The organism is Bifidobacterium hapali (genome assembly GCF_002259755.1).
Classification (GTDB): Bacteria; Actinomycetota; Actinomycetes; order Actinomycetales; family Bifidobacteriaceae; genus Bifidobacterium; species Bifidobacterium hapali.
In genome coordinates, this window is sequence record NZ_MWWY01000002.1 from 51,115 (window position 1) to 59,365 (window position 8,251).

The 8,251-nt window shown below is 54.2% G+C and carries 6 protein-coding genes; 3 read left to right on the plus strand and 3 right to left on the minus strand.

Annotation, left to right across the window (positions count from 1 at the left end):
- Positions 1 to 57: 57 nt before the first annotated feature.
- Entirely contained in the window at positions 58 to 639 is a 582-nt protein-coding gene (dcd, locus tag BHAP_RS00375) for a dCTP deaminase (RefSeq protein WP_094728544.1), read from the minus strand.
- Between the two features lie 327 nt (positions 640 to 966).
- Between dcd and BHAP_RS00380 the strand changes: the two genes are divergently transcribed.
- Positions 967 to 1,632 carry an alpha/beta hydrolase gene (locus tag BHAP_RS00380; RefSeq protein ID WP_420807695.1) on the plus strand — a complete coding sequence of 222 codons (666 nt, stop codon included), beginning with the start codon at positions 967 to 969 and terminating at the stop codon, positions 1,630 to 1,632.
- 292 nt (positions 1,633 to 1,924) lie between these two features.
- On the opposite strand, the gene BHAP_RS00385 is transcribed toward BHAP_RS00380, so the two are convergent.
- Positions 1,925 to 4,000, minus strand: a complete 2,076-nt coding sequence (locus BHAP_RS00385; RefSeq protein ID WP_094728546.1) for a cation:proton antiporter — start codon at positions 3,998 to 4,000, stop codon at positions 1,925 to 1,927.
- Positions 4,001 to 4,978: 978 nt separating this feature from the next.
- Between BHAP_RS00385 and BHAP_RS00390 the strand changes: the two genes are divergently transcribed.
- Together BHAP_RS00390 and BHAP_RS00395 are read left to right on the plus strand one after the other, a co-directional pair.
- Complete coding sequence (locus BHAP_RS00390; RefSeq protein WP_094728548.1) at positions 4,979 to 6,361, plus strand: SWIM zinc finger family protein; 1,383 nt, start codon at positions 4,979 to 4,981, stop codon at positions 6,359 to 6,361.
- Complete coding sequence (locus tag BHAP_RS00395; protein WP_143248694.1) at positions 6,312 to 7,328, plus strand: hypothetical protein; 1,017 nt, start codon at positions 6,312 to 6,314, stop codon at positions 7,326 to 7,328. The genes BHAP_RS00390 and BHAP_RS00395 overlap by 50 nt, the downstream gene beginning before the upstream one ends.
- 407 nt (positions 7,329 to 7,735) lie before the next feature.
- Here BHAP_RS00395 and BHAP_RS00400 read toward each other — a convergent pair.
- Positions 7,736 to 8,251, minus strand: a 516-nt coding sequence (locus tag BHAP_RS00400) for an IS3 family transposase (RefSeq protein WP_143248695.1), incomplete at its 5' end; no start/stop codon positions are given.

The window sequence follows — 8,251 nt, forward strand, 5'->3', positions numbered from 1 at the left end:
GTAAGTCAGCACTACTGTTGCGTTAGTGCTGACTTACGGCCTGCTCGGCTTCCCGCCTCAGTCGTCGATGCGCGCTTTGTAGAAGTTGATGTACGAGCGGCTCGGGGTCGGACCGCGCTGACCCTGATAGTGCGAGCCAGTGCCCTTCGACCCATACGGATGCTCGGCCGGCGAACTCAGCTTAAAGAAGCACATCTGACCGATCTTCATACCCGGCCATAACTTCACCGGCAGAGTCGAAACATTACTCAACTCGAGCGTAATATGCCCCTCGAATCCCGGGTCAATGAAGCCCGCAGTCGAGTGAGTCAAAATACCAAGGCGTCCCAGCGAACTCTTGCCTTCCAGTCGCGCAGCAATCGTCGCATCGAGCTTGACATACTCCCACGTCGAGCCGAGCGCAAACTCTCCCGGATGCAAAATCCACGGTTCGTCCGGCGCAACCTCGAACTGTTCAGTCAGCGCGCCCTGATTTTCCGCCGGATCAACATACGTGTACGCATGATTATTGAACAGGCGGAAGTAACGGTCCAGTCGCACGTCAATCGATGCTGGTTGTACCATCTCAGGCGTCCACGGGTCCAGCGAAATGTGACCGTCTTCCTTGGCGGCGAGGATGTCGCGATCGGACAGCAGCATGAGCACTCCTTGTATAGCTGGGACAATTCTTTCAATCTTTCCCCAGTCTAGCTGCCGCCATAAATCTGCTACGTCGCCGGCAACTCCGCTATCAATAATTCTCAGAATTTTTTCAGACAACCACATCATTGTCTCAAGAAAGGGGTGGTTACATAATAACTGTCAGCGAGAGCTGAACAGGAACAGCAGCAGTTCCCGATAATTGAATCCCTTTCTTCTTCTCTCTCCTTTCTCGCCCCGGCGCCAATCACGCCGGGGTTTCTTGTTTCGTCGCGTATCATGTTCGATATGAGCGAAGACGCAACAAACGACACACATCGCGCGCCGATGACGATCACGCATGTGCAATACTCGCGCGGCGGCGGTAATACGATGCCCGCGCGCCCAATGTTCCTATGCCTGCACGGTTGGGGGTCTAACGAAACCGACATCGCCAACATTATGCAATACATTGCGCCGTACAACGATTACGCGTCACTGCGCGCGCCGATCGTACTGCAGCCGGCGCGCGACGATCGCACATCTGGCGCATACTCGTGGTTTCCCGCACAGTCACCTACCGGAGACGATCTCGACCGTGCTGCGCTCGCCGCTGCGACAGCGATCGACCAGTGGGTTGACGAACAGGTTTCGATCGAACGTGACGTTGTGCCGATCGGATTTTCGCAAGGCGGACTGCTGGCCGTGCACTTGCTGCGGATTCATCCCGAGCGATATCGTGCGGCGATCTCACTGTCCGGCTTTCTTGCGCCCGGTACTGCGGCGGCGGACGATCGGCTGCCTGCGTTTGATACGCCCGTGTTCTTCGCGTATGGGAAGAACGATGAGGTGATTCCCAAATACGAGTTGTTTGCGGCCACTGCGTGGCTTGAAGAGCATACGTGGCTGACGACACACAGTTATCACGGACTCGGCCACGAAGTGAGTCTCGACGAGTTCGCTGATCTGCGTCAGTGGCTCCTCCTCAACGACATCGCCCCAGGCATTTTGTGACCGGGAGCCAATTGCGTGCGTGACGCGTCCGTAATTGCGGGGAGAGCTGTCAGCGAAGCTGACTGAGGGGTAGCATACCTTTGGAACGTTCAACCCGTGTAACTGCCCCTCAGTCGTCTTCGCTCGATAGCTCGTTCCGCAATTAGGGACGCGCGAAGCGCGCAGTTTGCTGGCTCGCCTGTCGGCTCACACGTTGCCTACAAACAGCTCCGCTGTTTGCTTAACGACAACGTCCTGACAAGGGGAGCCACGATTAAACACCTCGCGGCTCACTTGCTTTGCCAAGGCAAAACTAGATGCTTGAATCGGCGTCGACGCTCATCACGTAGACGTTGCGGCGCAAGGTTTTTGCCTGCGCTCGCGTAATATCGCCAGCCGCAAGCATATCCTGAATCACACCGAGCTCGATCGCGTAACTTTCGCGCTTGACATCCTCCGCCATCGTAATCATCTTCGCACTACCGCTCATATTCGGCCGCGCGCGCAACGCCGACTCCGCGCGTCGATAATCAAGCAGCAGCGCTGAACAATGCTCAGTGTTATATGTGTCGCGCGTCATCTCCTCGTACAACCGCTCAATCACATGATCAAACGCGTCGAGCTGCACCATACGCGAGTGCGCAAAAATCGCGTCGTCACTCACCAGCGGAGCCGTGCGACGAATACGACTCGACGTGCGCCGAATCAGCGTCATCGTGCGCCGCTGCAACGCGCGCGCCCGACCCTTAATCTGCCACAGCGTACGGCCAGACTTGCGATCCGTATCAATATGCCGCAGCGAATTCATAATCTGATCAAGCAGTCGTTCGCACGCCTCAATCTCCAGATCACGGCTCGCTTGCGTGCCCTCCTTGCTACGTTTCGTATCGATCAGCCGCTGCTTAACGTAATCCTTCTCCCAGCCGAGCGCATCAATCTGCAACTGCGCGTAGCCTTGCGGGTCCAGCTCGCCGACGCGCTGCTTCAGGCGCGTAATACGCTTGGTATACGAGTCGATCACCATCAAAATCGCACGACGATTCTCATCAGTTACGCGGCCCGTCAACTCTTCAACCGTGCGACGCAACACTTCGATCGTAATCTCTGTCAGCTCAACCGACGTGTCCTTCGACCGGTTTGGCGCGAGTAGCGGCAGTAGGAAATTCGCGAGTAGCAACGTTACGATAATCACGCCCGACGCCACGAAAATCAGTTCGTCACGCATCGGAAACCACGTGCCGTCAATCAGCATGTACGGAATTGTGAACATCAGCGACAGTGTGATCGTGCCCTTCGGTCCGCCGAACGTCATCACCGCAGCCGAACGAACACGTTCCGGTGTCATCCGCCGCCGCTGACCAGTCGTCACATCACGCGCGAGTCGCAACATCACCGTCACCCACACAAACCGCATCACAATCACAACGCCAGATACGAGCAAAATCACACTGATCAACAGCGCATTACTCACGCCAGGATCATCCCAACTCGTGCCCATCGCACCGGGCAACAGCATGCCGAGCAGAATAAACACCGCGCCGTTAAGTGCGAACGAAAGCACGCCCCACACGCTATTCGACACAATATTCGTGCGCGCAACATTCGGGCCGATGCCGGTGCGGTCGAAGCGGATGAACAGGCCGGACGCGACAACCGCGAGAATGCCGGACACGTGCGCGATGTCCTCCGCGGCCAAATACAGCAGGAACGGCAGAAATAGTTCCATGAGGATGCGCGTGGTGGTCGTCTCCCAGCCGAGCGAACGGATTGTCTCGAACAACCAGTTAGCGATCATGCCGATCGCAAGGCCGAATAGTGCGCCGCCGATAAACGACGCGACGAATTCGCCTGCTGCTTCGCCGACCTCGAACTGGCCGGTGACCGCTGCGGCAATCGCGAATTGGAAGCCGACGATGCCGGACGCGTCATTAAACAGTGACTCGCCTTTGAGCACGCCGGTTTGGCGACGGGTGAGTGCCGCCTCTTTGCCGAGCGAGCTGACTGCGACTGCGTCGGTCGGGCCAAGCGCGGCGCCGAGCGCGAGAGCGGCGGCGAGTGAGATGGCCGGCCAGATCGCGTGCAGAATGAAGCCGACCGCGATCATGGTTGCGATGGCGAGGCCGATTGCGAGCGACAGGGACAGTTTGATCGAACGCAGTAGCTCTGATTTGTCGATTTCGTGCGCTTCGAGGTAGAGCAACGGGGCGATGAACAGCACCATGAACAATTCCGGGTCGAGGCTGACGTCGGGAAAAAACGGGAGTTGCGAGGCGATCGCGCCGAGAGCGATCTGCACGAGTGGCGTGGAAACTTTCGGAATAAACCGGCTGATGAATGAAGACAGCACAACCGCCGCGATAATACACAGGATGAGTTGGAAAACCGCCACGTGTGCCTCCTTCTTCCTCCTTCGCCCGCGGTCCGTGTTTAGACTAGCAGCCGATTGTGGCGCGACACGGGTGTGGTTTCGCTGAGTGAGTTAATTTGGGCGTTGCGGGTGTGGTTGGTTTGGAATGGGTTGTTGGGGTTTGTGGCTTGTTGTGGGGTGTATCTTGCAGTTCTAGGTTGTTGAGCCATGTATGACGCTTGTTGCGAGTGAAACTGAAATAGTAGAAAGCCCGGAATTCCGGGCTTTCTACTATTTGCATCGTAGTGAATATTGACGTGATATCTCGTTGACTGACCTAGAACTGCAAGATATACTTCATAACAAGCCAATTGGCTGTTGTTTGACAGATGATGATGGTATAGCGCTGCCGCAACCGGCCGCCATGATGATCGGTATTGCCGGTGCAATGATGCGTGATAATGCGTGGGATATTGCATGTTGGATTGCGTTATGATTCATGACCGTATTATCCGCGTACTGGCTTTTCGCTGGCGCTCACCATTTTTAGGTAGACACGAGACACGCTAGACCCAGCAGCTCCATAAGCATGGCGGAAAACGCTCGCTGACGATAGGCTCAGCGAGCAAAACCGCCACGTACTGATGTGAGTGGCAGAAAACGCTCACTGAGGACCTCGTCAGCGAGCGTTTTCTGCCACTCAAGGTCCCACAACAAACCCGTTTAACGCAATGAAGCCCGACCGGTAGGTAGTCGGGCTTCATCAGCGAGGAGAAGGAAGAAGAAAGGAAGTTCAGTTGTTCGCAGTTGTTCAGCTGCTAACAGTCATATAACCACCTGTTTTAGTACATTACGTGGGCAGTAGCTGGAAGTTATCTGAGAATCATCGTGCTATTGCATATACGCGCCGTGTCTGCGTAATCAGTCATTGGTAAACGCTACTGAGGAATGAAATAATAGAAACGTAACGCTAGACTTGAGATTATAGCAAGGGGACACTGGCAGCGGCGAGGAGGCCATATGGATCGCATCATCAACGATGGGTATATAAAACTGTTTAATTCCAAGATACTTGAACGTGGCGTCGCGTACTATGACGCGGGCAAAGTCGGACAGCCATCGGTGATTGCGGAAAATCTGTGGCATGCGGTAGTTCGTGGCACTGAAGATTATCAAGTGGACATTCGATTGCGCAACGGCAACGTGGTATCGGCTGCTTGTACGTGCCCGTATGCTCAGCGTGCGATGTATTGCAAGCATGTGGCTGCTGTGCTCACCGCTATGGAGGCGATGCAGCGCGGTTCAGATGACTCGCCGTTTCCTGATGATGCGCTTAATTGTGTGATGTGTTACGCAAGGCGCGAGTTTCCTGGTCGAGGTTTGAACGAGGCCGATTGGCAGTCGATACGGCATATTTTTGAGACGCTGTTGTGCGTGAATGATCTGTATGCTGCGTTGACGAAGGAAACCCTAAAACTGCTGCATGAAAAGGTCGTGCTTGATTCGTTCACTAATTCGTCCGTTAACAATGCCGAAGACATATCGACTGCAGAGACACGTCGTGAGGCGAGACGTGCTATGGAGAACGATTATGAATCTCGCCATGAAACCTTGTACGAACAGCACGAGTCACGGTATCGGGCACGTGTTCGCCACGCTAACGCTAAAGAGCACGATGAGAACATGGCAAATATGCGGCTTATTGTCCCGTTTGTTGATGTCTCGCATTTCGATGAACTTCCACATACATGGATGACGATTCTCGAAGCGTCATACGAATACTTGCATGATGCCGAAGGTTTACGTCGACTGTACATCTACTACATCCTTATCGCGCAGACAGATCCTGAAGCGGTGTATGTGCAGAAACTGCGCAATATCAGCGGCGAACACTGGCAGGAAGATTGTGATGAAATCGTCAGATTGTATGAAAAGTGCCGTATTTTTGAACATGACGCTCCGACCAATCCAGCGTATGAGCGGCTGCTGAGGGAGGAGGGACTTTCCGATGCAGCGAAACGATATTGTCGTATTAAATCTACGGACATTCTGGTCCGTATGTTGGATGTGGTTGCGGTAAAACCTGACAATGCGCATCTCGCGTTGGCGCAGATCACGAGGATGCTTGGCGATCCGGACGCTCCTATATACGAGCGGGACGATAGCCATTCCGCTATGCGCGTGAAACGTTGGCTGAGAAAAGTAGAAGCGGTGTATGGGCTTAAAGCGGCTTGTGATTTAGCTGCGCAGATTAAAGACATGTTCCCTAGTCGGACAACGCTGATGAATGCAGTGGAAGAGTATCTTCCTTCAGATTCAGATAGTGAGTCGTTCGATACGGATGATGATGCTGATGATGCTGATGACGCTGATAATGCTACACAGGAGGAAACCTATGACTGAGCTGAGAACGCATGGGGTGGAATCGCAATCTGTGCAAGCCACGGAATATGCAACGATGCTTGGCGGCGGGGAAGCGCTTCTCGCTGTGTGCGAGTATGCGTTTGACCGTTTTGGCATATCACGTTTTCGCCGTGATAAACCTGCCTATGACCTACTCATGAACCAGCTTCAGTGGGAACAGATTCGCGAGATATTGCAGCGGATACTGTTGATGCACGATCTCGAAGCTGCGGTGCAGTTCCATGAAGAGCGATTCATGCGATCGTTGACTAACAGTTGTACTGAAGACGCGCCCGAGATTGGCGGCGCAGATCCGGGATTGCCACACGGTTGGTTTACTGTGCTGGAAGCGGCGTATGAACGGTTGGTAGATGTAGACGGGTTGTGTCGTATCTACGCGTATTACATCATCATGGGTGTCGATGCTGAGGAACTGCTGAAGTTGAACGAATACAGCCCAGTCCCGTTCTTCTTCAATCATTATGTCGAGAAGTTGCACGACCTAGCCGGAGAACGCTGGCCGGAGTTCGTACAACGAATTGAAAATTTGTATGACAAGTACCGTAGTGATCCGATGTTCCATTCGCGCAACCGGCAGTATGAAGCATTACTAATACAGGAACGGCATGGCGCTGCTGCGATACAGTACTGTTCTCGACGATGCAAGGATTGGTACGATGAGGCATTAGTGTCGGATTTATTTGCAGTAATGGCGGAATATGACCTCGGTAAGGCGGCTGATCTGCTACTTCACCCGTTGCATGATGCCGATTCCAAGTTGATGCGTGACAACACTCCCGAAGGCGCTCAACACGTAGTAAATCTACTGCGACGAGCCGGTATATCGACTAATGGTGCATTAGTGAGGCAAGAAGCCGAACGTTTGATGCGCATGTACCGGCATCGAGAGCACCTGAAATCTCTGCTGAAAAATCTTATTAAAGAGCTGCCTCAAGAGATGAATTGACACCGCTTTCCGAAGTTTGAGCGTGGCCGGTTTATGCTTTCCCTGTGTGCGTACTTGTTGGTGAGGTTTGTGGCTTGTTGTGGAGCATATCTTGCAGTTCTAGGTTGTTGAGCCATGTATGACGCTTGTTGCGAGTGAAACTGAAATAGTAGAAAGCCCGGAATTCCGGGCTTTCTACTATTTGCATCGTAGTGAATATTGACGTGATATCTCGTTGACTGACCTAGAACTGCAAGATGCACTTCATAACAAGCCAATCAGTCGCCACCTGACAGATGACCGACCGCCATGATGATCGGTATTGCCGGTACAACAGTGCACGACAATGCGCGGGATATCGCGGGGGGTGGTGACGTTTTGTTGGACTTCGTTGTCTGAATGGTCGTTCAGAACGATATCACATGTGTTCAGGCGACGAGCCCGAGCTGGATGCGCTTGTCCATGATGCTCATCCCGTATTCGAGTTTGATGCGCTTGTCCCGGTACCAGACCATGTACTCGTCCAGCATCGCAATGAACTCGTCGATCGTGACGCCCTGGAAGCTCCTCTTGTGGAAGAACTCTTGCTTGAGCCGGCCGAAGAACCCCTCGGCGGCGGCGTTGTCCGGACTGCAGCCCTTCGCGCTCATCGACCTCGTCAATCCATGATCCGTGCAGATGCGAATCCATTCAGGCCACCGGTAGTGGCATCCCCGGTCGGAGTGGATGACGGGCGTCTGACCGGGTCGGAGCGTGGCGCACGCGTCCTCGAGCATCCCGTTGGCCAATGCGGCGTTGGGGCTGGTGCCGATCGTCCAGGCGACCGGCATGCCGTCGTAGCAGTCGATCACCGGCGACAGGTACACCTTGCCCGCGGGGATCGAGAACTCGGTGATGTCGGTGACCCACAGCTCATTCGGATTCGCGGCGTGAAAGTCGCGGTT